At 58.7% G+C, this 25,054-nt stretch carries 24 protein-coding genes and 2 pseudogenes; 4 read left to right on the forward strand and 22 right to left on the reverse strand.

Going from position 1 to position 25,054, the window contains the following annotated elements; translation table 11 throughout:
• Positions 1-6: 6 nt before the first annotated feature.
• The 20 genes from JCM25414_RS10125 to JCM25414_RS10205 form a co-directional block, all read right to left on the reverse strand.
• On the reverse strand, positions 7-1,071 hold the full coding sequence (locus JCM25414_RS10125; protein ID WP_025841567.1) for a hypothetical protein: 1,065 nt from the start codon (positions 1,069-1,071) through the stop codon (positions 7-9).
• On the reverse strand, positions 968-1,267 hold the full coding sequence (locus JCM25414_RS22485) for a hypothetical protein (RefSeq protein WP_206777956.1): 300 nt from the start codon (positions 1,265-1,267) through the stop codon (positions 968-970). Before JCM25414_RS22485 ends, JCM25414_RS10125 begins: the two co-directional genes overlap by 104 nt.
• A gap of 71 nt (positions 1,268-1,338) precedes the next feature.
• Complete coding sequence (locus tag JCM25414_RS10135; RefSeq protein ID WP_025841569.1) at positions 1,339-2,208, reverse strand: hypothetical protein; 870 nt, start codon at positions 2,206-2,208, stop codon at positions 1,339-1,341.
• Between the two features lie 11 nt (positions 2,209-2,219).
• Complete coding sequence (locus JCM25414_RS10140) at positions 2,220-2,588, reverse strand: hypothetical protein (protein WP_025841570.1); 369 nt, start codon at positions 2,586-2,588, stop codon at positions 2,220-2,222.
• A gap of 656 nt (positions 2,589-3,244) precedes the next feature.
• Positions 3,245-3,388: a hypothetical protein gene (locus JCM25414_RS23750; RefSeq protein WP_199897619.1), complete on the reverse strand. Its 144-nt coding sequence runs from the start codon at positions 3,386-3,388 to the stop codon at positions 3,245-3,247.
• Between the two features lie 23 nt (positions 3,389-3,411).
• A complete protein-coding gene (locus JCM25414_RS10150; protein WP_025841571.1) occupies positions 3,412-3,735 on the reverse strand; it encodes a hypothetical protein in 324 nt (107 codons plus the stop codon).
• Positions 3,732-4,157 carry a hypothetical protein gene (locus JCM25414_RS10155; RefSeq protein ID WP_025841572.1) on the reverse strand — a complete coding sequence of 142 codons (426 nt, stop codon included), beginning with the start codon at positions 4,155-4,157 and terminating at the stop codon, positions 3,732-3,734. The genes JCM25414_RS10150 and JCM25414_RS10155 overlap by 4 nt, the downstream gene beginning before the upstream one ends.
• Before the next feature lie 3 nt (positions 4,158-4,160).
• Positions 4,161-4,586: a hypothetical protein gene (locus JCM25414_RS25015; protein ID WP_242403495.1), complete on the reverse strand. Its 426-nt coding sequence runs from the start codon at positions 4,584-4,586 to the stop codon at positions 4,161-4,163.
• A 17-nt stretch (positions 4,587-4,603) separates the two neighbouring features.
• Positions 4,604-5,650: a phage tail protein gene (locus JCM25414_RS19155; protein ID WP_242403496.1), complete on the reverse strand. Its 1,047-nt coding sequence runs from the start codon at positions 5,648-5,650 to the stop codon at positions 4,604-4,606.
• A gap of 27 nt (positions 5,651-5,677) precedes the next feature.
• The gene (locus tag JCM25414_RS10165) at positions 5,678-6,655 is read right to left on the reverse strand and encodes a hypothetical protein (RefSeq protein WP_025841573.1); all 978 of its coding nucleotides are present in this window, start codon (positions 6,653-6,655) and stop codon (positions 5,678-5,680) included.
• A 2-nt stretch (positions 6,656-6,657) separates the two neighbouring features.
• Positions 6,658-7,701: a hypothetical protein gene (locus tag JCM25414_RS21805; RefSeq protein ID WP_051535819.1), complete on the reverse strand. Its 1,044-nt coding sequence runs from the start codon at positions 7,699-7,701 to the stop codon at positions 6,658-6,660.
• A complete protein-coding gene (locus tag JCM25414_RS10175) occupies positions 7,622-9,064 on the reverse strand; it encodes a hypothetical protein (protein WP_025841575.1) in 1,443 nt (480 codons plus the stop codon). The genes JCM25414_RS21805 and JCM25414_RS10175 overlap by 80 nt, the downstream gene beginning before the upstream one ends.
• A 24-nt stretch (positions 9,065-9,088) precedes the next feature.
• Positions 9,089-9,520 (reverse strand): phage scaffolding protein, encoded by a 432-nt coding sequence (locus JCM25414_RS10180; RefSeq protein WP_159101746.1) that lies wholly within the window; start codon positions 9,518-9,520, stop codon positions 9,089-9,091.
• 26 nt (positions 9,521-9,546) lie between these two features.
• Positions 9,547-10,287, reverse strand: a complete 741-nt coding sequence (locus JCM25414_RS25020; protein ID WP_242403497.1) for a hypothetical protein — start codon at positions 10,285-10,287, stop codon at positions 9,547-9,549.
• Positions 10,288-10,321: 34 nt separating this feature from the next.
• Positions 10,322-10,663 carry a hypothetical protein gene (locus tag JCM25414_RS25025; RefSeq protein WP_242403498.1) on the reverse strand — a complete coding sequence of 114 codons (342 nt, stop codon included), beginning with the start codon at positions 10,661-10,663 and terminating at the stop codon, positions 10,322-10,324.
• A complete protein-coding gene (locus JCM25414_RS25030) occupies positions 10,660-10,953 on the reverse strand; it encodes a hypothetical protein (RefSeq protein WP_242403499.1) in 294 nt (97 codons plus the stop codon). Before JCM25414_RS25030 ends, JCM25414_RS25025 begins: the two co-directional genes overlap by 4 nt.
• Before the next feature lie 10 nt (positions 10,954-10,963).
• Positions 10,964-12,289: a phage terminase large subunit gene (locus tag JCM25414_RS10190; RefSeq protein WP_051535820.1), complete on the reverse strand. Its 1,326-nt coding sequence runs from the start codon at positions 12,287-12,289 to the stop codon at positions 10,964-10,966.
• Positions 12,276-12,713: a hypothetical protein gene (locus JCM25414_RS10195; RefSeq protein ID WP_025841578.1), complete on the reverse strand. Its 438-nt coding sequence runs from the start codon at positions 12,711-12,713 to the stop codon at positions 12,276-12,278. The genes JCM25414_RS10190 and JCM25414_RS10195 overlap by 14 nt, the downstream gene beginning before the upstream one ends.
• A gap of 608 nt (positions 12,714-13,321) precedes the next feature.
• Positions 13,322-13,696, reverse strand: a complete 375-nt coding sequence (locus tag JCM25414_RS19165; RefSeq protein WP_051535821.1) for a hypothetical protein — start codon at positions 13,694-13,696, stop codon at positions 13,322-13,324.
• 54 nt (positions 13,697-13,750) lie between these two features.
• Positions 13,751-14,017: a hypothetical protein gene (locus tag JCM25414_RS10205; RefSeq protein WP_025841579.1), complete on the reverse strand. Its 267-nt coding sequence runs from the start codon at positions 14,015-14,017 to the stop codon at positions 13,751-13,753.
• A gap of 108 nt (positions 14,018-14,125) precedes the next feature.
• Here JCM25414_RS10205 and JCM25414_RS10210 point away from each other — a divergent pair, with 108 nt between their 5' ends.
• The 4 genes from JCM25414_RS10210 (at position 14,126) to JCM25414_RS10225 (ending at position 20,940) form a co-directional block, all read left to right on the forward strand.
• Positions 14,126-14,518 carry a helix-turn-helix domain-containing protein gene (locus tag JCM25414_RS10210; protein WP_025841580.1) on the forward strand — a complete coding sequence of 131 codons (393 nt, stop codon included), beginning with the start codon at positions 14,126-14,128 and terminating at the stop codon, positions 14,516-14,518.
• Positions 14,519-14,987: 469 nt separating this feature from the next.
• Positions 14,988-18,152 (forward strand): efflux RND transporter permease subunit, encoded by a 3,165-nt coding sequence (locus tag JCM25414_RS10215; RefSeq protein WP_025841581.1) that lies wholly within the window; start codon positions 14,988-14,990, stop codon positions 18,150-18,152.
• Positions 18,152-19,333 carry an efflux RND transporter periplasmic adaptor subunit gene (locus tag JCM25414_RS10220; protein WP_025841582.1) on the forward strand — a complete coding sequence of 394 codons (1,182 nt, stop codon included), beginning with the start codon at positions 18,152-18,154 and terminating at the stop codon, positions 19,331-19,333. The genes JCM25414_RS10215 and JCM25414_RS10220 overlap by 1 nt, the downstream gene beginning before the upstream one ends.
• A complete protein-coding gene (locus JCM25414_RS10225) occupies positions 19,330-20,940 on the forward strand; it encodes an efflux transporter outer membrane subunit (RefSeq protein WP_025841583.1) in 1,611 nt (536 codons plus the stop codon). Before JCM25414_RS10220 ends, JCM25414_RS10225 begins: the two co-directional genes overlap by 4 nt.
• Positions 20,941-21,165: 225 nt before the next feature.
• On the opposite strand, the pseudogene JCM25414_RS26640 reads toward JCM25414_RS10225, so the two are convergent.
• Positions 21,166-21,987, reverse strand: a pseudogene (locus tag JCM25414_RS26640) (2-hydroxyacid dehydrogenase); the annotation flags it as partial.
• Positions 21,984-24,916 (reverse strand): annotated as a pseudogene (gene uvrA, locus JCM25414_RS19170) (excinuclease ABC subunit UvrA). The pseudogenes uvrA and JCM25414_RS26640, both read right to left, overlap by 4 nt.
• Between the last annotated feature and the right edge of the window lie 138 nt (positions 24,917-25,054).

Below are 25,054 nucleotides of genomic sequence, written 5' to 3' on the forward strand. Positions count from 1 at the left end.
GTTTCCTCAAAAAACGCGATCCCGCAGCGTCACATCCTGCCGATAACCATGAGCGGGATCGAAAGAATGCGTGACAGAGTCGACGGATAATGTCTTGGCCTCGTCAAAAAGCCCTTCATCAAGAGTCATGAAATGACGCGGTGCCAGCCCCGTCACGGCAGGCAGAGAAAGACGAGCTTCGACCGCATGAGAGACAATCCGTCGATATTTTCCTTTTGCCAGGCGCCTGATTTCGTCCATGCGCTGGCCCGGCGCCCTGAAAGTATAGAGCGCAGCATTGGCATCCGGCATCTGGCTCGAAAAATTTTGACCGTCGAAAAAAACCTCGCTCCGGGCCCTTTGTCGAGAATCCCAAGATTGCACACCGACAACGACATTTCGCGCGAGACCGAGATCGTGCCTGAAAGCCTGAACGCTGACACCGACGGGAGAAAAAAGTCGTGTGCCCCCCTCACCGACAGCGTAGGGCGCATGAATATGAATTGTCTTGCCAGCCGCATGACACTCATATCCGTGATCGCGGGAGAGGGAGAAAGCAATATCGAAAGCGGTCTGGTACCGATGCTGCGTAATGGCAGAAAGCCGCCTGTGTTCCAGTTGCCAGAACTGCCCGCAATACGTCGCAGCTTCGGTATCAGCAGAACCAATATCCGTCTGAAAATCCAGTCCTGCGTGCTGAACCGCGTTCTGCACGACTTCGAGCGCAGTATGATTGCTCCAGGAAGAGGCGAGGCGCGTATCGAGCAGAAAGGCCATATAATCACGGCACTCCAGCACGAAGAGCGACTTGCCGCTTCCCTTGCTGAGCGCATCGAGCACACCGTGAAAAACAGTCGTCCACTCATTGCTGCCCTGCGCAACCTGTAACCTCACATCCGGTCGTTCGAAGCCTGAACGGTCTGCGACAACACTACGCAGAACAGCCTTGTCTTCGACAATCACTCTGATGAGTGCTGTGTCGCAACGCTCATAGCGCGTGCATTCCAGACGAAACCCCCCGACATGCAGGCTTTCCTGCGCAGCGCCGTCGATCAGAAGCCGGGTTTTCCAGTTGCGCATCAACCCTGTCATGAGGCGGCAACCCTTCGCCCTCATAAGCAACGCTCTCGTCAGGCAGAACGATCTGCACCGGCACGTCAAAGCCGGTGAGGTCAGGGTCGCTCAACCCATTTTCCTCGGCGAGACGCCACCACTGCATGGCGTCGTTGAAGTAGCGCATGGCCAGATGAAAGAGCGACACATCGTCTGACGTTACCTGTATCTTCATTCTCATTCCCCTCGAAACCGTTCAGCCTGACACCGCGCCATGCCTGGAACGGCACGTCACAACGCATCACGTCACGCGCCAATCAGGGTCTGCGCGCGACTGACATAACTTCCGGCATCGACACTCAGGGTCGTTGCACCGGCATTTTGCGAAAGAAGAACCAGGTCGGCCGCATTCGTGACCTGCGCCTTGTCCAGAGCCAGGCCGGATTCGTTTCGAGCCTGTACCAGACTACTTCCCGCAAGAGAGAGATCCGATCCGACCGCAGCGACGGCCGTGGGTATACGTGTCACATTGGTGGCGCTCTGCCAGAGAGAACTGGCCTTTCCCAGCGCATCCCGGGCGCGTGCGATCGCGCCGCCTGCGCCCAGAACCTGCGCCACTGGCATGATCTGACCCATGACAGACGAAATCATGTTCGTACCGATCCACCCGGAGTCGGTCATCTGTCCGAGCACGGTCGACAAAACGCCCAGACCAGAAATCATATCCAGACTGGCCGTCTCCAACGAACCCAGCGCCAGAACAGAGGGGCTGACTTCGCGTTCCAGAACCAGACGATAGGGACAGATCGTCCCGCGCGCCTGATAAGACCAGGAAAATTCGGCAATCCAGACCCGTGCGGACAGATCGGCGACTGAAAAGGCCAGAACCTGCGCGGCCTCGCGCATCGCCTCCAGACGACGCGCCCTGCTCGTCGCCATCGGCCCAATGAAACGCCCGGTCAGCACCAACCGCGCCGGGTCGTTGCCGATGGCGTCGATCACGCGCCCGCCTCCGAGAAGGCGATGGATAATCAGGATCTGACGACCCCCGATAACCAGCTCGTCCGGCACTTCTGGGCCGCTCAAAACAAGACTTCCCAGGGTCACCGGGGCCGCCCGATCAAGCTGACCTATGGCGCCAAGCGCATTTTCGACCTGAAGAAGCGATATACCCATTTTTTCTTCTCTTACATGAAGCCGAAACTCATATTCGGGTATTGGGGCACGGCAATTTCATCGACGGCGGCGCTTCGTGTGCGCAGGGCATTCATGCGGAAACTCTCGTCAGACAGGTCGGATGCCTTCTCTTGCCCGCGAGGCATTCCCATGATGTCACCGAAATGCTCTGTCCGATCGACCGCAATACTACGCTCCGCCTGCAACGTTCCCGACTGTCTGGCGAGCGCATGGTCTCGCCGTAAAGCCCCAAGAAAATCCGGAACGAGCGCAACAGCTTCCTGCCGAATGGAACGCAGTCGCATGACGCTCCTCACGATCCCGGTCGGCGCAGCATCCATGCCATCAGCCTGAACCAGGCCATTTCGCGACTGACGCACATTGATGGCTCTTGTCTTGCCGAAAAGAACCGATGACGCGTTATCTCTGATAGCAAGACAGGGCTCAGTCTTCTGGAAAAGACAGGCACTTCCCGATCAGACCCTTGCAACATTGGAGACGCCGGACTCCGCGAGGCTACCGGCAGCACATTGGGCAAAGGCGTCCAACGCTGCCCCTCGATAACGGCCTGAATTCTCTGCCGTGAAAGACCGGGAACAGGACACAGCCTGATCTCTGAGTTCAAAACCGCTCTTCTCAACTGCCCGTCGCGAGCCTTCGGTCGCACCGGAGCAAAGGAAGGGTGAACATGTTTCCCAACACTCGTCCCTCGCGGCACAAAAACCATCGATCGTGAAGCCGCCACGACCGGCGCGCGCGTAGCAACACGGATGACCTGCTTGTCAGAAGAGGGCCGCCCATGATTTCCGCAAGAAAAATAAACAGGCCTGGATTTATCGGAAAGACGTGTCTTCACACGCTCACTTTGCACAACTGGCTCCACCCCTTGGACGCTCGGATTTTTTCGTACTCGTGCAGGAGGAACGAAAGAGTTCAGAGGCAAATTCAACGGCGTTTTTCGCGCAAGATGCGGCAAAAGAACGCGCATCGCCCGCAAGGATATCGATTTTCCAGCCATGTTTCTCTTCATCAGGACCTATTCCTGCCGATAGCGGCGTTGTTCCCAATCGAATGAAAAGCCGTCCTGCTCAGCCAGAACGACGCAGGCCGCCATACGTCGCGCACGCGACCAGCCCATGACGACAGACCAGGGCACCCCGCTTCGAAGAAGATAGAGCATCTCCCTAAAAACAGGATGCCTTGTCAGTTTTTTGCCGTGTCCAGCGCCGCGCCCTCCTGAGAGTCGTTGGCGAAAAACAAAGGCTGGAGCACCATGATACCGTCATTACCAATGCGCCTGGCAAGATCGCGAATATCGTCTTTCGTGGCCGGCATCTGCACCGGCACGCCATTCACTGCCCTGACCGAACAGACCATCTGCGCGTAGGAAAGCCAGGTCGACGCTGCGGCACCTGCCGCCGCAGTGCCGCCAGCCTCGATCAGGTCGAGCATATCCCCAGGGTCAAGTTCGCGCAGCGAAAGCGTACGCCCCGGTGCAATCTCGAGTTCTCCAGGCAGATTGGTCATGAAATCTTGCTCCGCAACGAGGCATAGAACTGGACATGCTGGTGAATCATGCCCTCTGCCTGCCAGCGATCCGTCTTCAGCGAGAGCGACACCCCGCTATATTCCCAGGTCGTGGTCGTACCATCGGGCTCACGAATGTACTGATACAGCGTACCACTACCGATACTGCCGGCATTCCAGAAAGCGGCCTCGATTGCCGCTACCAGACTGTCAAGATTCGCATTGGCACGCGCGATGGTAAAAACACCGCGCCACCCGCTGGGCGTGTTGAACTCGACCGGCAGACCGTTGAGCGGCGTCGCACGCTGAATAATGGTGTGCTGCTCGGACTGAAAGCCGGTCACATCGCGCAGGTCAATCCGCGATCCGTTCCAGAGCAGCGTTATCCGGCAGTCCCGACCGATACTGTAAGGATTCACCATGGATCAGACACTCCCGCTGGCAGTGCTGACGCTCACAGAGGCGCCCCCCTGCAGATTGATGATGAATTTCTCGTTGATCCCCTGATACTGCACTTGCACGTCAGCCTGCACATACCCCGTCGCGACACGCTCGGTCGGATTATTGCTGCTGTCGCACAGAACCGCATAAGGCAGGCGACCGCCGGTCACACCAAGAATACCCTGAGACAGCAGGCTCGAAAGAAAGCCCAGTATCGACGCGCGAATATTACCGAAAAGACTGTCGTTGATCACGCTGCCAACATATTGACCCATCGTACCTTCGAGGGACCGCGCAAGATAATTGGTCAGACGCGTGTAGGCATCGCTCTGCACCGCCGCGTTCTGCGAGGTATTATGCCCGGCACGGATTGCCCAATACTGCCCCCCCGGCGAGGGATTGCAGATCACATCAATGCCATTCTCGATCAGGCACCGAGTTCGGCCAGCGTATAGCCAAAACGTGTCGCTTCGAGACCGTTCTTCTGACTCCCGACGATACCCGTCAGTGGCTTGTTCAGACCCGATTGTTCGGGTGAGAGCGCAGCCAGCTTTCCGGCAGAGAAAAGCGCAGGGCTGACCAGCTGCAATCCAAGCGTATCATCATTCCACCACAGCCAGTCGCCATGCATGTATTTCAGCGCATGCGACCACAGGCCTAACGCCGTCTTGCTCTGTATGGCCTGAGCCAGCGTTTCGCCTTTTGGTCCGGCTGCGATCATGTAGATGCCTTCATCGCGACCAAAAGCCAGCATCGGCACCATCGTCGCCATGTCTCCCACGCCTGCGAGCGTTGCCACACTGCATCCCTGGCTGGTCAGGCCATAGAGCCCCGTTCGCGCTTCCGCGACGCCTATGAAACGCCCCGGCGCGGGCTCTCCGCCATCGGCACCCCCGGCGAGCTGGACGGACCCGGTTTCCGTAATGGCGGCATCGCCCGCAATCTCAAGCAGAACAAGCGCCTGAGTATCTGCTGCCAGAGTCTGCGCAAGCGCCGTCCAGTCCGCTCCGGTATAGGCTGTCGCACCCAGCTCTTCGTGAGAAACACTCATAACGAACTGCCCATCACGGTAATTCTGGCGCGTCACACTCACAACGACGGCATTACCAGCACTGCCAGTATAGCGTGCCTTGATCTGGGCCGCCCCCAGACTGGCCTGCGCCACCTTATCCGCCCCATCGGTCACCCGCACCAGGCAGAACTGACTTGCCCCCTGATGCACGGCCACATCGACCGCGACATTGAGGTTTGACGCCCAGCTGCGCTTGCCGGCAAAAATCTCCCGACACTGCCCGACACTGCCGACAAGACTTGGCACATCGACCGGCCCCCAGGAGGCCGTGCCAATAATCCCGAGAAGACCGGAGGAAACTCCCGATATCAGCAAGGTCTCAGGCTGGGCGATCTGGATATACAGATCAGGTACAGGCAGAGCTGCCGTATTCAGGGCGCCACTCTGTATGAGTTGTGGCATGGATGATCCTTCTTTTCTGGAAGTGACCTAAACAGATTGAGGCTTTAGCTGGACTGTTCCATCGCAATCCGTGACCCAGATTCGATAGGCTGGTGGCAGTTCCTGCGCGAAAGCGAGAGCCTCGAGCGCCTCTACTGGCATCTCGGCACGCAGTTGGTCAGGCGCGATATCGTACGGCAACGAGGCGCCATCCAAGTGAATCCACCCCCCACCGGCCACCATCTGAGGCGACCAGACGGAATCATATCTGTCGAAAATAACGCGCACACGAACATCACGGCGAAAAAGAGACTGGGTCTGCATCGCATCCTGATCGTCTTCCCCTTCGAAAAAGATCTGCGCCTGTCTTCCATCGGTCAGAGCAAGCCAGTCGCGCGGTAGCAGGCGCGAAACCAGCAAATCGCCGAGCGTCGGTCGCATCTCGCAGGCGCTGGTCCAGAGAGAGACCCTGAAGATTTGGCTCTGCCGCCTGGTCAGACAGCTCGAACGACCATAGCCACCGATGACAGCTTTCAGGCTTCCTCCGGAAACACCGAGCCTGTCCTCATCGACCACGGCACCGTCGAGCTGCGACGCCAGGCTCTGCGCCACCTGCCCTGCTGTCTCCTGCGCGTCCACAACATGTCGCGCTACACGACGTGCATTATTCGGCTGCGTCCAGATCAATGCGACAATACCGGGCGCAGCCCGGCGGGAGATCAGTCTGAATTGCGCGGCCCTGCCCCAGATCTCGACGGCAAGAGTGGGAGGAATACGCAGTGTTTCGACCCACTCCTGCCCCAACGGGGTCGCGAGCCCTTCATATCCACCTGTCAAAGCCGTTACCGTCACATAGCTCACCGCTTCACGCAGGGAGGGTGAAGCGAAAAGATCGGAAGGCATGAGCGCCCCGGCCCGAAAAATGACTTTTTGTGCGGCCCAGAACGACGATGATGCTGCAATATCGGCAAAACGGCTGGCACAGCAAAGGGCCAGCCCACGCGCTATATGAGAGAGATCTGTCATGATCAGACCTGCTGCAATGACAGGTTCGCACGGGTTCCGTTCTGCGAAAGCTCGACCGAGTCAACACTATAACGCAGACCCAGTTCGTCGATGACCTGCATATACGGCACCAGACAGAAATCAGGCAGAACAGGCAGAGAGAGCATGTAGCTTCCCGAACGCAACGCACCCGGCATACCGCTGCGACTGTCCTCACCTTTGCCAGTCAGCACGACGCTCGCAGGACATTGCTCGACATGGCGCTGCGTTACGCCGCGCATCCCGAAAATCGAGATACGTCTGTTACAGGCAACGCAAAGGGGCGGGCGAAAAGCTTCAATTTCGACAACGAAATAGAAGCGTTCTTCCTGCTGCAGAATATCCCCGATGAGCAGCGACGGGGCGTCGCTCAATACATATACCATCGGCCGCGCCCACATACGGGGCTTGCGCATCTGAAAACCTGCATCGGCATCGAAACAGAGAAAAGGACTGCCCGTGAGGGTTGCCAAAGGCTTTAACGGATCAAAAACACGATAATGTCTGCCAATCGTCCCGAGGCGGCGAGCCGCTCTGGCAAAGCCTGCATCCACACGCTCCTGCATGGCACGCATCGCTTTCCCTCCCGCTCTTCTTTTACATGATGATAGAAGCGTGATCCTGCAGATCAGGCCCGGGCACGACACCCAGGAAGCCGCACACACGACGACGCCACCAGTCGAAAAGACGCACACGCTCGGACAGCTCGCGCGTATTGCGCGTCCAGACAGAAACAGCCTGTGTATCCAGATTTTCCGAGACTGATTGGACGCACGCTCCATCTGGAGCAGGGTTGCCAGAAAATAACGCAGCCTTTTCCGTTCAGACCCGGCAAGTGTATTCAAGCGCCACTCGAGTGTTCCCGCATTCTGGAAAAACCGCCACGAACTCTCGCCGCTTGCCACGTCGCCAAGCGCCGCATAGCCGCAAAAACGCCTGATCTCGGTCTTATCGACCTCTGTCAGCGCCTCGCCCGTTATGCCCCGGTCCGAGACCCGGCCACAGAGGATGGAATCGACCTCGTTCACAGACCGAAACCGGCTGCATCCGTCCCCAGCTTTCGATCACAACGCCACGTTTGAGATAGGCATTGGTCGCCGTCGGAATAATCGACACATCGGCTGTCACATCCGTTGGCAAGGCAAACCCACCGATCCAGTACCATGATTGCGCGATGATCTGCTTCAGCCGATCGAGCGGCTCACGCGTGACCATAGCTACGCCATCCACCATCTCGATCAGAGCCCGTTCAGCATCAGGAATATCGGTGTGACCGACACAGGCGCAGTCTCCCTCGACCAGCGCCCCCTGCCCTAGAAGCAGCGCACGATGGATCGGGCCGCCGCCCAGTGAAACCTGCTGGGGCGCCTCCGTCGTCGGCACGAAGCGCACACCGAGCAACTCGATAATCTGACCCGAGCGATATTCTTCCGAACCATAGGCACCGCGATAGAGGTATTTGAAATCCGCATCGCGAAACAGCGAGAGAAGCTGGAGGTCATCGAGATAGCAATTATACGCGCCATTGATCATCGGCACGTTATTGCGACGCAACGAGGCCACACCCGCAAGAACGTGCTGAATGCCGAGCGTATCGCCATCCGCAATGCGCAGATCGGCAGTACTCCGCTTGCCATTGGGACGCAAAACGAGGGGCGCCGTCGAGGCCACGACCGCATTGCCTGCCGTCGCATCCGCAACAGAGACACCCGTTGACAGCTGCAACAGCCCCGAAACGCCACCAGGCGCGGTCGAGACATTGCTCTGATCGGCCGTCGCTGCAACAAGCGTATAGACCCCGCTCCCGATCGTCACGGTCATGCCGGCACTGGCATTGACCGGCCTTACCAGACCCGAAGCGATCACGAACTGGAAACCGCGAATATCATCGACAGCGATCGCGCTGGTCTTCGCTGTCGCCGTTGCCGTCACACGGGTATTACCGCCCAGATAACCGCCTACACCGCCGGGGACACCGCCAAACAATGTGTTACGCGCCAGCCGGTCGAGAGACTGCATGGCCTGCATGCCGTTGGTCTGCGCATTGGCCAGAAACTGGGAGGCGATCCCCACACCGGTAGTGACCATATTAAGGTCGATCGTATCGCCATACTGGTTGATACTGAGCGTATATTGCTCGACCGACCACCCGCCCGGCGACAGACCATTGTCGAAATTGGTATTGCCCGAAGGCAAGAGCGGCTCGGTAACCGGCGCCTTGAGGCTCTTGCGCGTCTTGGTCAGCGTTTCACCAATAGCGTTGGGAAAAATCTCGCGATCGGCAACGGCACGAAAACCGAGGCGCGCATTCAGTCCCGTTTCGAATTCACGCGCCAGAAACCCCTGCTGAATGGCCGCGCGCAATTGCTCGGGAAAATTCTCGATACCCATTCTTTCACCCCTGACCCGTCATTTTCAGATAATTCCAGCAAGAAACTGGCGTTTGCGTGCGGCATAATCCGCCTCGGCCAGAGCGCGCGCATCCTGCACCTGCACGTCAGCCGGTTTCGGTACGCCGCTCTCCCGACCGACAGAAGCGGCCGTCACGCGAGAATCCCTGAACAGAAAGCCGCGCGCCTGGCGCGCCTGCGCCATGGCTTCTTCCACGCCCGATATTTCCCCTTCCTCCGACCAACCGATCCCGGAGCGATCCATCAGTGCCATCACAGCTTCCGGATCATGGGCGCCGAGGCGCACCGCCTCAGCGCGCAGGGCATTCGTCAGCACGGTTTCGCGTGCGGCCTGTGTTATTCGGACCATTTCTTCCTGGTGCGCCTGAACAAGGGAATCCCGTTCAGCAGCAAGTTCAGCAAGAGACCGGCGAAGCGCATCGATGTCATCTGACATATCCATTTCCCCTCAAATGGTTCTCTTCAGGCTGCGCGGGCAGCCATGATTTTTGTCCATTCTGCAGCAGGGTCCGCAATTCCCGTGGCGCAGGCGTAGAGCCGCGCGGCCGTCTCCTGACTCAGCAGGCCAGAGCTCACAGCTTCGCCCAGCCCCTGCGCCATGGGCAGAAGCTCGCCTTCGTCGGCCCTAAACCAGGCGGGCCAGTGAAGAGAAAGACCGGCAGGATCCAGATCCCTGCGGGTATGCCCCGCGATCGACAACCCTTCAGGCAGAACCGAGGAAAAGCGGCACAACATCCGATAAAGAGGCAGAATACCGCCATCGCCATAAGTCCCGCGCAGACGATCCGCCATCCAGATCAGAGGCTGACACATCAGCTCCATGGCCCGACCCGATTGAGGGGCGCCCAGACGATCACCATGGGTACGATTGCCATGAAGCTGCTCAAGCACAAGCTGACGCAGTTCCCGATAATGGGCCAGCACTGCCCCAGCCGCCGCACCATTGATTTCAAGCAGCTTTGCATCGCCCTCAGGTGGCAATGTCAGCGCCGATGCGGCTCCCCCCTGGCGCGCCACACCCTCCATGATGTCAGGCGTTTTCAGCACCAGCGTCGGGTCAGAGCCGTATTTCAGACCACGCCCCGCCTGCGAAAGCAGATAATCCGCTTCGATAATCGTATCGATCGCTTTTTCGAAACTGCACTCTCCGTCCGGCTCCGTCCCCGATCCAGCCCCCAAATTGCGGATCCAGACCACAGGCACAAAGCCTAGATCATGGTCACTCGATCGTTCCTCGTCACGAACCAGACCACCCTCCCCTTCGACGCTGGGGCACGAACACCTCCAGCGCCGTGCGGGTCCAGCGACGCTGCCACCAGAAACGGGATGACCTGGCATCAGGTGCCATCGCATAGCCGCTCGCTTCGAGGTCGACACCCATGACCATGAAGCGTTCGGTTACCATCAAAAGCGCGCCGCAAGAGTCCCATTCAGGTGTCAGATACGCGGTTTCCAGAAGCGAAAGTCGCGGCATCCTGCCCTGAATTTCGACCCAGATCGCAACCGAACCTACAGACCCCCGGGTCGCCACCTGCATCATGAAAGCAGGCAGACCCGTCTCAAGAGCAAAGGCGTTCATAGCTCGGATGTCAGCGCGTGAGACGCGACAGCGAGAGGCCAATGGGTATTGCCGAATAAAAGCGAGACCGCTTCATCGACGACGGTGCGGCAGAGATTGGTCCGCACCGAAGGGCGTCTTTGTGAAAGCGGAATATATTCTCCCGCTACGCTGCGCTCGCTCGCGAAAGGATGGGGCAGAGCGTCATATTGCACCCCATCGAGTACTTTCTGCAGCGCCAGCAACCGCCGCGTGCGCAAAGACGCACCGGGCGGGACGGCATAACGCCCCTGCAACGCCAACCAGTCCATAAAAACTTCCTTATCGTGAAAGGCTGAACCATCCCTGGTCCTGCCAGCGGCCTCGTGCCGTCTGCGGCTCGATCATCAATTCGGTCAGTGCCCAGATCAGAGCATCTGCCCTGTCGGGTGACGACGCACCGCCAAACCCACGAATGGAAAACAGGCAAAGCTGCGTTTCGAGTTCAGGAAACCGCCCGTGATGCACCACGCGCCCTTGTTCATAGAGTGCGGCAACCGGCTCGGCACGTGCCACCTTCCCGCGCGAGGCCGTGACCATTTTCAGCGATGCTGTCGGGTCGATGCTTCGCAAGGTGGCCTCCACCAGCGCGCCGCCGAAATTACGCTCGGCGATCACCCGATCCGCTCGCCAGAGCGCGACGCTCTGCATGACGCGACGAGCCCAGGCCATCGGTGTGTCGCGCAAAGAGCAGTCCTCCAGAACATGCCCGATCCCATCATGATCCAGGCCCGCCACGACGATACCGATTTCGTCGGCCTTCAGGTCGGACGGACCAGACGCTCCCGACGGATCGACTGCCACCACAATGCGCCGCATCTGACCGATCAGCGCCTCGCGATCGTGCTCTGCACTTACGTTGCTTCTCTTGAACAAATCCACGCGCCAGAGCGCGTCCTCGATCGCCGTCTGATATTCACCAAGCAGAAAGCGCCTGCGCTCTCGCTCCGGCAGTGCTTCGAGCTGCTGTAGATAAGCCTCGCTCAGATTGGCTCGGTTCTGCTCCGGATTCATCATCATCGAGGCATAAAGCGTCGGATCGGCATGGTGCAGGCCTGATCGCGGCTCAACACCGCTTTCGAAAAGCGCATAAAGCCAATGATCGGTCGTCGGCGGATTGGCGTCGATATATTCGCGAACCGTCAGGGCACAACGCTGCGCCAGTCGGGTCAGCAGCATATTGCGCGCACCATAACTGATCTGACTCGCCTCATTCAGATAGATGGTCGCAAATTCGAGCCCGAGAATTTTTTCGGTACGCGCAGAATCATCGAGCCCACCGAAAAGGATCGACGATCCGTTCGGGAAAACAACCCGATTACTTTGTCCGTCCCATTTATAGCGTATATGCGCAAAGCAGCATCGCATTACCTTCGGAAACGTATCCTGAATAACGCTCGCCCGCAGGGCAATCTGACGATGCCGAAACACGCCATGACGCGATTGCGGTACGCGCAGCGCCCTGATCACCAGCGCCCGGATCAGAATGAATGTCTTGCCTGATCGCGAGCCACCTCGCAGAAAGATGTGCCGCGCCTCGCCACCAAGCAGACGATTGGCCTGTTCCTGCACAGGCGTCAGGGCAAACACCGACCTAGAGTGCTTCATCGCCCTCGGTCAGGGAAAGCTCTACCTCACTTTCCTCGACACTCCCACGCGCATCGCGAAAACTGGCAGGACGATGAGCCCGCAGCAACATGCGTAAAAGGCCGTCGCTATACCGCTTTCGCGTCACCGGGTTACCGTCGGAATCGCAAATCAGACGGCCGCCATAAAGCAGCGGCTCCTCATAACCCTCAAGCGCCCTGCGACGGGCCTCGGCCTCAAGAAGATCGGTCGCCTCCTCAAGGGCCTGTTTCCAGTGCTCACTGAATGCTTCGTCGCCGTGCCGCCAGTTATAGGCGGTCTTGCGATCAATTCCGGCTGCCCGCGCAGCTTCCGACACATTTCCCGTCTTCTTCAGGTGATCGAGAAAAATAGTTTTGAGGGCATCGCCCGGAGGGCGGTCTCGTTTACCGAGCCTTTGTTCCATCTTGGCTCCAATTTATTATCGTGGAGACGTCAGCGGTCCCTGAGACTTCTTCTTTTCGTTCGGGTCGTTTCGTATCCGTTTTTTCTTAAGCACAGTCTGTCGCTCTGACTCATTTCCTCAATGATTTTACGCGTGATTAACGACATCAGGGCGAAACGCACACTGCCGATCCGGGTAAGGGTTCCCAGTCGTTTTCGACAGGGAACCGTACGTAGACGCATATCGGGAAAAGACAAATTCGCGTCAGCCAGATCGACCCAGCACAAATCCAAATCAGCTCGGTGCCGCAACTCTGAGGCGCTTATGAACGGACATAAAACGGCCTCACCGGGCATTATTCTCACGACAAGAAGAAAAATTCTCCGACACGAAACCACGTCTCCGACACGAATGTCGGCCATGTCGGCAATCCGTAGTTATTTCATAATTTATTAACTATACTTTGTTTTTATTTATATTGCAAGTTTTATTATTATAATATTCGCTCACCCTCTCCAATGCCAGCGCACATTGTGCTGCCGTCTTGGTGCGCGCCTGAGCCCGGGCACCCTCAGGAAAGATCATTCTTGCCATGTCAGGAAAACTCATTTCTCGCACGAGCATCATCTCTATACGCGCATGAAGCTCGGCCCCAGAATCTCCGCGAGGTGACGCAATCTCTGGGCACATTTTCCGCGCCCAAGCATCCAGGTATGTACATCTCCCGCTTCGCCGCCTCGTGTCACCCCTCCGTCCTCAACGATACCGAGCGCTGCATAGTCGTATTCCATTCGCCAACGCTGGGCAGCCGCCACTTCATCATCACCGATATCCCCACTCTCATACAGCCAGGCTACGGTCGACAGGACCCTGAGAGCGGCCCCGTCCTTGCGAAAACGATCCCGCTTCATACGCTCGGGCGTCGGTAGACAGATCTCGCCGTCCAACAGGCTCGATCCACCTTCACTGGCGCATAGTCTCATATAAAGAATCTCCTGGGTCACGGGCGCTCGATGAGCGCCCGGCTCTCTGTCGCGGTTCTCACATGTGTCCTGCGCTCAAGCCGCGCCATCCGACATGGCAGGCTGGTAACGCGCCGTTGCCCGCGCCGCATTGAGATAGGAGGGCGGATCGACTTCATCCCACAGCGCCAGCCATGTGACGGGATGCCCCGCGGGCAAGGCCCCGGACTCGTCACGCTCATCCGCTCCCGGCACTTCTCTCGGTGGCTGGTGCGGCGGTACGACACCGTTCAGCGCTTCCAGAGCTTTGACGAGTGCCTCTCCTGTTGCGGCACGCCTGCCGCTTTCCCTCACAATCTTCATTCCACCCAGCTTCCGCCAAAAGAATGGCTAAATGCCACTAACTGGCACGCGGACCACTCCGTAAATTACCCACTGGATTTGGCAATGAGCCATTGCTATGAATGTCCCATGGCCAAACACAAACGCCCCGATTCACTCGCAATCGTTCAGCGCGCCATCGGGAGACGCATCACCTGGGCAAGAGAACTTGTCTTCCCCAATCAGAGCGAATGCGCACGCCTGCTAGGCGTCGACGCCTCGACCCTCAACAAGATCGAGAAAGGCGATCGCGCGCCGAGCGTATTCCTCATCATGTCTCTTTCCAATCGCCTGCGCGTCTCGACCGACTTTCTCCTGAAAGGGGTTCTGAACGGTCGCACGGATGGAGAGATGGCGCTTCGCCTTGCGGCTCTGCACCCAGAGTTGGTGCTCCAGCAGCAGGACACGGCGTTTCACACGGGCAAAAACACGCCTTGCGACATGCCAGACCAGCCCAGGAGACCAGATGGGGACCATTCTTGACGTCCTTATTCTCATCGCACATCCAGAAAACAGCCTTCTTCATTCGCAGACATAGCGCTTGAAGCTGGGCACAGCAAGAACAAAACGTGAACAATCACGCATTTACCCGTTCCTTGCGCCTCACGCCGTCGCGTTATGATCAGCTTCAACCGACCAGCTGCACCTTGAAGTCCACCTGACTTCTGGACGATTAACGTCTTATTAATGGCATTTAGCCATAATGTCAAGAATAGATAATGGCTCGATGCCATAACGCTGGCTTCCGCCCGCGTTGTCACGGGTTTGTAAAACAACATTTATGCGACATTTTATGTCTGCATCTCTACGATCCGTAGATGAGTGATCCGAACAAGTAATGAACAGCATAAACCCGCTTATTTCATTTTCTTAATATTAATTCGGATTAATGAAACAGTATAAACTGCCGTAAGGCATCTTCCCTTCGTACGAGAAGAGAGCGCATGAATTCATGAACGCCATCGTCGTAACTGCCCTAAGGCGGCCCCTGACCTTCGTCGTCTTTTCGATTCTGATTCTGATGTTCGGAATCATGTCGATCTTCAAGACGCCGACCGACGTTTTCCCCGAAATCAAGGTGCCTGTCGTCTCGGTCATCTGGACCTATCCGGGGCTCCTCCCGAATGAGTTCGCCGGACGAATCACCTATAATTTCGAACTGGCTGTCACAACGACGGTCCAGAATATCGAGCATATGGAATCGAACTCCTATTACGGGCGTTCGATTGTCAACATCTACTTCCAGCCCGGCACCCCTGTCGGCACGGCTGAAGCAGAAGTGACAGCCATCTCCCAGACGATCCTCCTCGGCCTGCCCCCCAAGGTGCCAGCCCCGATGATCGTGGCGCTCGACCCGTCGCAGGTTCCTGTCATCGCGCTCCAGATCACGTCCGAAAAGCAGACGCCTTCCGACCTGTTCAAGCTCGGCGTTATTCGCGTCCGCCCGCTTCTCGCCACCGTTCCCGGTGCCGTCGTCGCCCATCCCTATGGCGGCATGGACAGCTTCGTCATGGTTTCGCTCAATCAGGAGCAGCTCCGCGCGCACCATCTCTCTGCAGCTGACGTTCAGGCAGCCCTGACTGCCCAGAATATCGTGCTTCCTGCGGGCGATCAGAAAATCGACGCCATGGACTGGATGGTTCAGACCAACGCCGCCCCGGAATCGATGGAAGACATCGCCAATATCCCGGTCAAACGCGTCGGCAACGCTGTCATCTATATTCGTGACGTCGCCGACGTCTATCGTGGCGGCCATCCCCAGACCAACCTTGTGCTCGTCAAGGGTCGTCAGGCCGTCGAGATGATCACCCAAAAAGGTGGCACCGCCTCTACTCTGGATGTCGTTTCCGCAACGAAGGCCCTGCTGCCACGCCTGCGCGCCATCCTGCCACCGGACGTCAAGGTCTCGATCCTGGCCGATGCCTCGGTCATGGTGAAAGAGCAGATCATGGACGTGGTCCGTGAGATGATCACGGCCTCCTTCCTCACCGGCATCGTCGTCCTGCTCTTCCTCGGCTCATGGCGCTCGACGGTCATCATCGCGACCTCGATTCCCCTTGCCATTCTCTGCTCCATCATCGGGCTGGGCTGGGCTGGGCAATCCATCAACATCATGACTCTGGGCGGCCTCGCCCTTGCCGTCGGTATCCTCGTGGATGACGCCACCGTCATGATCGAGAACATCGATACCCATCTCGAAATGGGCAAGGATCTCGAACTCGCTATCATCGACGCCGCCAACCAGATCGTCATCCCGACATTCGTCTCTACCACCTGCATCTGCATTGTCTGGCTGCCGCTCTTCGAGCTGTCGGGGGTTGCGGGTTACCTGTTCATGCCCATGGCGCTCGCGATTATCTTCGCCATGATCGCGTCGTTCATCCTGTCGCGTACCCTGGTGCCGACCATGGCCAAGTTCCTTCTGGCCGGTCAGGTGCACCACGCTCACGGACACGACGATCACGCCCCGGCGCCCAAAGGCTTTTTCGGTCGCTTCCAGCGCGGGTTCGAACGTCGCTTCAACAACTTCCGTGAGGGCTATAATACGCTGCTTACACGCTGCGTCGCTCGACGTGGCGCCTTCGTCGGCGTGTTCATGGTCATCTCTATCGCTTCGATGGGTCTCTACAGCGTAGCCGGTCGCGACTTCTTTCCCGAAGTCAAATCCGGCACGCTTCAGATGCATATGCGCGCGCCGCTCGGCACCCGCATCGAAGTCGCCGGCCGCATTGCCGCACTTGTCGATGACCGCATCAACCAGCTTCTACCGGGCAAGGTCGAGAACATTATTTCCAATTGCGGCCTGCCTGAAGGCCCGCATAACCAGGCCTTCATCCCGACCCCGACCGTCGGCACGCAGGATTGCGATCTGACGATTGCACTGAAGGACGAGCAATCCCCTGTCTGGGATTATCGCGCCCTGCTGCGCAAGGACCTCTCACAGCGTTTCCCGGGCACGGTCTTCACCTTCCAGCCCGCCGATCTCACCGACAAGATCCTCAATTTCGGTTCGGCTGCGCCCATCGACATCCAGCTTTCCGGCCCGAGCGTCGATGACAACTACAACTACGCCCGCCACCTGATCGGCAAGATCCGCCAGATTCCAGGCACAGCCGATGTGGTCATCCAGCAGACCATGTCCACACCGACCCTCATGGTGAATGGTAATCGTACCTTCAGCCAGGCCACAGGCCTGAGCGAAAACGATCTTGCGACCAACGAACTCCTGACCCTCGCAGGCTCCGGGGTGGTCGATCCGCAGTTCTGGCTCGACCCGGTCGATAACGTTACCTTCCCGCTCAACGTCTACACGTCGCAGGACCAGCTAACCCATCTCAACGATTTGCTCACGGTCCCGGTCGACAAGGGCGATGGCGACCCCAACGACCAGACCCAGCTGCTCGGGGCCATTGCAGAAGTCGTTCCCACAGGCACACCAGGTGAGGTCTCGCATTATAACTCGATGTCAGAGATCGACATCTATGTGAACGTCGAAGGCACCGATCTCGGCGCCGTTCTGGATGACGTCAACAAGACCATCGCCCATGATGCGCCCAACCTGCCACGCACCACGGCAGTCGACGTCCACGGTCAGGCCACCACGATGCATGGTGCCTATGTCCAGCTCGTCTTTGGTCTGTGCGTCTCTGTCGTGCTGATCTATCTGCTGATCGTCGTGAACTTCCAGTCCTGGCTCGACCCGTTCATCATCATCACGGCTCTTCCCGGAGCACTTGGTGGCATCGCCTGGGCCCTGTTCCTGACGGGCACCCGCCTCTCGGTTCCGGCGCTCACTGGCGCGATCATGTGCATGGGTACCGCAACGGCCAACTCCATTCTGGTCGTCTCCTTTGCCCGTGAACGTCTCGAAGTACATGGCGACGCACTGCGCGCCGCTATCGAGGCCGGTTATGGCCGTATCCGTCCGGTTCTGATGACCGCACTCGCCATGATCGTCGGCATGATCCCGATGGCCACGTCCAACTCGACCAATGCGCCGCTGGGCCGCGCCGTTATCGGCGGGCTGATCGTCGCCACCATCTCTACCCTTCTCTTCGTTCCCTGCGTCTACGCGATCCTGCACAACCGCTCTGCCCGCCAGAAGGAAATCGTCTAATGGCCACCTCCCCCAAGATTATCGCCATTGCGGGAGGATGCGTCCTCGCGCTCTGGGTCGGCGCTCTCGTCGTCGGTCGCGTCCATCACACCCACGCCCTGGCTTCCGAAACCTCGGCCAATGCCATTCCAAACGTGGCCGTCCTCAACCCTATCCAGTCCCCTGAAAAGGTGGCCCTGACCCTGCCTGGCAATATCGACGCCTGGTATCAGGCCCCGATCTATCCGCAGGTCTCGGGCTATGTGAAAATGTGGTTCAAGGATTACGGCGCCCATGTGAAAGCAGGCGACGCACTGGCGGAAATCAATGCGCCGGCACTCGACGCCCAGTATGCTCAGGCACAAGCCGATCTGAACGCCATTCTGGCCAAATATCACCTTGCCGCCGTCACCGCAGAACGCTGGCGCGCCATGGGCCAGTCGCAATCGGTTTCCGGCCAGTCGGTCTCGGTCTCGAACGCGAATGAGCAATCGGCGAAAGCCGAGGTCGATGCGGCACAGCGCAATGTCGACCACTTTGCAGCCCTCGAGAAATTCAAGACCATCGTGGCACCGTTCGATGGCATCGTGACTTCACGCAGCATCAATGTGGGCGATTACGTCCATGATGGCGGCGGCAATCTCAACAGCACCGGCGGCGCCTCCGAACTCTTCACCGTCGCAGACGTCCACAAGCTGCGTCTCTTCGTCTCCGTGCCGGAAGTCTTCTCCTATATCCTGCAGCCCGACATCACCGCCGATGTCAGTGTGCCCCAGTTCAAGGACAAGAAATTTCATGCGAGCTTCCTGACCACGGCGCGCGGCTACGACCCGAATACGCGCACGGTTACGTCGGAATTCACCATGGAAAATCCGAACGAGGTCCTGTGGCCCGGCACCTTCGCCTCGGTGGCGCTCAAGGCGCATAACGAGACCGCCCATCTTTACGAAGTACCGACTTCAGCACTCGTCTTCGAAGAAAAGGGTATGCAGGTCGTCGTCGTGAATGACGACAATACCGTCCACTACAAGAAGGTCGTCGTCGGACGCATGGCCGACACCTCGACCGAAATCCAGGCCGGCATCTCGCCGAAGGACCGCATCATCGCCAACCCGCCAGCCGACCTGCTTGAGGGCGACAAGGTCAACGTCACCCAGCCAGAGCGCGGCTATAACCAGTCCGGATTCGGGGCTTCGGAATGACCACACATCGCTTCAAGAAACTGGCTCTGGCCTGCGGCACGGTTCTGACAGCCTTCGGTCTGTCAGCCTGCGATCTCGCGCCAACCTACAAGCCGCCCACCTTTGTCGTGCCGGCCAGCTGGCACGGTCAGGGTCCCTTCGCGACTGCCACCCCGGCCGACACCATGCTGCCCAGCGACTGGTGGAAGCTGCTGAACGATCCGCTTCTGAACGATATGGAAGCCACGCTCACGCAGTCCAACCCGGACCTTCAGGCCGCGGCGGAGCGCTTCATCCAAGCGCGCGCCCTCGTCGTTCAGGCGCGTTCGGAACTCCTCCCCCATCTCGCAATGGGCGCAGGCGCCTTCGACAACAAGCAATCATCCGACCGCCTGTTCCGCTACAAGGGCAATATCACCGAGACGGATGAAGAATATCACGGCCTTGCCTCCTGGGAGCCTGATTTCTGGTCGGCCATACGCAACCATGTCCGCGCGCAGAAACAGTTTGCACAGGAAAAAGCGGCTGATTTTGCGATGTCGCGCCTGAGCCTTCAGGCCGAACTGGCCTCAGATTACGTCCAGCTTCGCGGCTATGACGCCCAGATCGCCATCTATAATCAGTCTATTGGTTATTATCAGAAGGCGCTGCAGATCACCCAGAACCAGCTGGAACATCAGGCTGCGCCGCGTCTCGACGTCGCCCGTGCCCAGGCGCAGCTTTATTCGACCCAGGCCGCCGAGCTCGACGTGCAGGCTGCGCGTGAGGTGACCGAACACGCCATCGCGATTCTCACCAACGCGTCACCCTCATCTTTTCATATCGCCCCGACTCAGATCATGGGCTTCAATCAGCCCAGCGTCCCCGCTGGCGTGCCATCGGAACTGCTTCAGCGCCGCCCGGACGTCGCCAGCGCCGAACGCGAAATGGCCCAGGCCAATCGCGAAATCGGTATCGCCCGCGCGGCCTTCTATCCGCATGTCTCACTTCAGGCGGGAGGCGGCTTCGCACAGAACGGCTTCGATCTGGCCAATCTGGCCAATTCGCTCTGGTCCTATGGCGCGTCATTCGAACTGCCTATTTTCGAAGGGGGACTGAGACGCGCCGAGCTGCAACATGCCTGGTCCGCTTATCGCGAAACACGCGATCAGTACCGCAGCAAGGTGCTCGACTCCTTCCGAGAGGTTGAAGACGGGCTCTCTCGCACCAGCCGACTGGATCAGGAAAACCGCACCCTGAAAAAGGCTGTAGATGCGACCCTGGCCACCCAGAATATGACCATGACGCTCTATCAGGGCGGTGTGGGTACGTATCTCGAAGCCATTTTCGCTCAGGTTCAGACACTCGATACACGCATTCACCAGATAGAAGTCGCGACCCGCCTCTATCAGGCCGATATCGGTCTGATCCGCGCGCTCGGCGGCGGCTGGAATGTGAAGCTTCTACCGACGATGGATCAGACACTGTCCATCACGCCGCTGCAATATGACGATCTGCATCACCCGCAACCCGTCGGTGGCGTCACCATTTCGCAGCATCCGGAGGCATTCGAAAATCTGTCCAGCGCCGCCCCCACGGCACCAGCCGCAGCAACCGGCAAGACACTGCGCCCGATCTACGATCAGTGAAACCGTTGATCTGCCAGCCTGCACCCTGTCGAAGCCCCAACGGCCAGTACAGGGTTCAGAGACAGAAACAGATATTGAGGGCGACTGCCAGAGGCAATCGCCCTCAATATCCAAGGTCACGATTGACAGCCACGGTATATGACCCCGGTCGAAAAATTCCTGAATGTTTTTAGCGGCCAGAAGCGAGGCGGTCCCCGTCTGTGTAGGGGCCGTGATATGCGGCAGAACCGTCACATTGGGATGCGCCCAGAGCGGGTCTTCTTTCGGTAATGGCTCGCGATCGAACACATCGAGCACTGCATGACCCAGATGCCCGCGCTCAAGCGTTCTCAACAATGCAGCCTGATCGACAATCGGCCCACGAGCAAAATTAAGCAGCGCCGCCCCTTCACGCATCTGACCCAGCCGCCAGTCATCCAGCAATCCGCGTGTCTGCGGCGTCAAAGGCAGCAGAACAACCACAATGCTGCTCTGGCGCAGGATCGCCTCCAATCCTGACGGCCCATACATCATCGGGATATCGGCTTTCGTCCACGGCGCGCGGCTCCAGCCCATCACGGGAAAACCGTTCTCCCGCAGGCGTTGCGAGGCAACGCGCCCCAGATTGCCCATGCCCAGTATACCCACCGGCCTGTCCTCGGTCAGAACCAGCTTGTGCTGCTGCCAACGCCTTATTTCCTGTTGCCGCCTGTAGGCTGGCATGTCGCGATGAATATAGAGCGTCCAGGCCAGAACAGCCTCAGACATGGTCTGAGCCAGTTGAGGGTCGGTCATCCTGACGATGCGCAGGGCGCTGTTTGGCGTTTCCTCGACCAGACGCTCCACGCCCGCCCAGAGACTTTGCACCCATTCAAGCATCGGCAGATCGAGCAGATCGGTCGGGTCGGGATTGGCCACCACCGCCATGCGCGCCGTCCGCCGTTCCCCATCGGTCAGATCTTCGAACGGTATCACCCGGATATTATTCAGGGTGCTATTGATTGCGTCGAGGCTTTCCTGACGCTCTCTCGGCGTGATCCGACCGCAAAAGGGAACAACGATTGTCATGACGAACCAGCCTTTCGACGGGCTACTGCTGTGGCCTTCTTCTTTTTGGCAGGGGTAACGAGCGGCTCCGGTCGTGACGGCAGTAGCGGCCCAAGAAACCGTCCCGTGTGACTCTCGGGCGTTGCCGCGATCACTTCGGGCGGCCCCTCGGCCACAATCCTTCCACCACCATCTCCACCTTCCGGCCCGATATCAATCAGCCAGTCTGCCGTTTTGATCACGTCCAGATTATGTTCGATCACCAGAACGGTGTTTCCCTGATCGACAAGAGCGTGCAACACATCGAGCAGCTTGCGCACGTCTTCCGTGTGCAGACCCGTCGTCGGCTCATCAAGAATATAGAGTGTCCGGCCCGTCGCCCGGCGCGCCAGCTCCTTCGACAACTTGACGCGCTGCGCCTCACCGCCAGACAGCGTGGTCGCCTGCTGGCCGAGCTTGACATAACCAAGCCCCACCTGCTGCAAAATCGCCAGTCTGTCGCGAATACGCGGCACTGCATGGAAGAAGGGCAGTGCTTCATCCACCGTCATGGCCAGCACATCGGCAATCGAGTTGCCACGAAACTTCACGTCCAGTGTTTCGCGATTATAGCGCTGCCCCTTGCAGGTATCGCAGGTCACGAAAACATCAGGCAGAAAATGCATCTCGATCTTGAGAACGCCATCGCCCTGGCAGGCCTCGCAGCGCCCGCCCTTGACGTTGAATGAAAACCGGCCGGGCTTGTAGCCGCGTGCCTTGGCCTCGGGCAGCTCCGCAAACCAGTCGCGTATCGGCGTAAACAGATCCGTATAGGTGGCCGGATTGGAACGCGGCGTTCGCCCGATCGGCGACTGGTCGATATCGATGATCTTGTCGAGATGCTCCACACCTTCGAGGGCCCGATAGGGCAACGGAGACTGGCTCGACCCCATCAACTCACGTGACAATGCCTTGTAGAGGGTGTCGACCACGAGTGTCGATTTGCCGCCGCCCGACACACCCGTCACTGCCACAAAACAACCAAGCGGAATGCGCGCCGTCACGTCATGCAGGTTATTGCCCGTCGCTCCGACAACGCTTAGGACACGCGCTTTATCATAGGGACGCCGGGTTTGCGGCACCGGCACCATCCGCCGGCCCGACAGATAATCTCCCGTAATGCTGGCAGTATTTTTCGCCACCTCATCAGGCGTACCGCTTGCCACCACCGTGCCGCCCAGCGCACCGGCTCCGGGCCCCATGTCGATCAGCCAGTCAGCAGCCCTGATCGCGTCCTCATCATGCTCGACAACGATCACCGTATTGCCGAGCTTCTTGAGGCGATCAAGCGTACCCAGCAGCCGCTCGTTATCGCGCTGATGCAGCCCGATCGACGGCTCATCCAGCACGTAGAGCACCCCGGTCAGCCCCGAGCCGATTTGACTTGCCAGACGGATACGCTGGCTCTCACCGCCAGAAAGCGTCGCAGACCCGCGCGACAGCGTCAGATAATCCAGCCCGACATCATCGAGAAAACGCAGCCGGTCCAGAATCTCGCGCAGAATGCGGCGAGCAATTTCAGCGCGCTGCGCCGTCAGAGAAGCTTCGACACCCCCAAACCAGTCGAGCGCCTTGCGAATGGTCAGATCGGAAGCTTGCGCGACATTGAGATGGTTCACCCGGACACAGAGTGCCTCGGGCCTTAGTCGCGCCCCGTGACACGCACGACACGGTACATATGACTGATACCGCGACATTTCCTCGCGCACCCACATGCTGTCCGTTTCTGCCAGACGGCGCTGCAGATTGCGCATCACCCCTTCGAAAGGCTTGCTCAGCTCATAGGCGCGCTTGCCATCCTTGTATGTGAAGAGAACTGATTCCTCCCCCCCTTCCAGAAGAATCTTACGAAACCCCTCCCCGAGCTTCTTCCAGGGCGTGGTCATCTTTTCCTTGAAGTGGCGCGTCAGGGCCTCGAGCGTCTGGTCGTACCAGGGCGTCTTGGCATCGCGCCAGGGCGCGATCGCCCCGTCGGCAAGAGAGAGCGTCTCATCCGGCACGACCAGACGCGCATCGAAATGCGTCTCTGTCCCTATCCCGTCACAGACCGGGCATGCTCCCATCGGAGCATTGAACGAAAACAGACGCGGCTCGATCTCCTCAAGCGTGAACCCACTCACCGGGCAGGCGAATTTCGCCGAAAACACCATATGCTCGACGGTCGATTTCTCGCCCTCGCGCAGCACGGGCTCCGCATAGGCCACACCATCGGCCAGACCCAGCGCCGTTTCGAAACTGTCTGCCAGACGGGTCTCAATACCGCCCTTCACCACGACCCGGTCTACGACGACCTCGACCGTGTGACGCAGCTTGCGATTCAGATGCGGGGCCTCAGCAATCTCATAGATCTCGCCATCGACCTTAACCCGGGTGAAACCCTTGCGTTGAAGCTCGGCCAGCTCCTTGCGATACTCGCCCTTGCGGTCACGTATCACCGGGGCGAGCAGCATCAGGCGCGTGCCTCGGGTAGCGCCATGACCCGGTCCACCATCTGGCTCACCGTCTGCGCCTCGATAGGCAGCCCGGTCGCGGGCGAATAAGGTACACCTGCACGTGCCCAAAGTAGACGCATATAGTCATGAATTTCGGTGATGGTACCGACAGTCGACCGTGGATTCTTGGAGGTCGTCTTCTGCTCGATCGAAATAGCCGGTGACAGGCCCTCGATCGAATCCACGTCCGGCTTGCCCATCAGCTCCAGAAACTGGCGGGCATAGGCCGACAGGCTTTCGACATACCGCCTCTGCCCTTCGGCATAGATCGTATCGAAAGCCAGTGAGGACTTGCCGGAGCCTGAGAGCCCGGTAATGACCGTCAGCTGGTCCCTGGGAATATCGGCATCGATATTCTTCAGATTGTGCACGCGGGCGCCGCGCACACGAATGGACTGGTTGTACGGCAGATCAGACATCAGCACCACGCGAGGAAGAATCAGAAGGGGGGATCGTAAAACGAGAACGTTTAGAGACCCATGTAGGATTGCCGCTCGACGGATTAAAGTCGAGCGTCGTTCCGTCACGGGCGTGACTGCGGCGCTCTGCTGGGCTAG

The organism is Asaia platycodi JCM 25414 (assembly GCF_000614545.1).
Taxonomy (GTDB): Bacteria; Pseudomonadota; Alphaproteobacteria; order Acetobacterales; family Acetobacteraceae; genus Asaia; species Asaia platycodi.